1 protein-coding gene and 1 pseudogene are annotated in these 519 nt (G+C 53.4%); both read right to left on the reverse strand.

Going from position 1 to position 519, the window contains the following annotated elements:
• On the reverse strand, positions 1–186 hold a 186-nt coding region (locus K0335_RS22320), incomplete at its 3' end, for a 2Fe-2S iron-sulfur cluster-binding protein (protein ID WP_231825869.1).
• Positions 187–202: 16 nt separating this feature from the next.
• Positions 203–519 (reverse strand): annotated as a pseudogene (gene sdhA, locus K0335_RS22325) (succinate dehydrogenase flavoprotein subunit); the annotation flags it as partial.

The following is a 519-nucleotide window of genomic DNA, read 5'->3' on the forward strand; positions in this document are numbered from 1 at the left end:
AGAACCACACACACCTTCGCGGCAGGAACGGCGGAAAGAAAGGCTGGGATCTTTTTCTTTAAGCTGGATTAACGCATCCAGCAGCATCATGTCGCGCCCTTCTTCGCCTTCCAGGGTGTAATCCTGCATACGCGGAGCGTTATCGACATCCGGGTTATAACGATAAATCGAAAATTCGAGTTTCATCATCCTGTCTCCGCAATTAATAAGTACGAATCTTCGGCGGGAACGCCGGACGCAGTTTCGGTTCCATATTGACGCTTCGGCGCGTCATGGATTCCGTTTGCGGCTGATACAGGGTATGACACAACCAGTTGGCATCATCACGCTCCGGGAAATCGAAGCGGCTATGCGCGCCGCGGCTTTCCGTCCGGAAGTTGGCTGATACGGCAGTGGCGTAGGCGGTTTCCATCAGGTGATCCAGCTCCAGACACTCAACACGCTGGGTATTAAACTCGCTGGACGTGTCATCCAGACGGGCGTTTTTCAGACGCTCGCGGATCACTTTCAACTGCTCAA

Origin of the sequence: Escherichia sp. GZ89, from assembly GCF_019366485.1 — a bacterium.
GTDB classification, from domain to species: Bacteria; Pseudomonadota; Gammaproteobacteria; order Enterobacterales; family Enterobacteriaceae; genus Escherichia; species Escherichia fergusonii.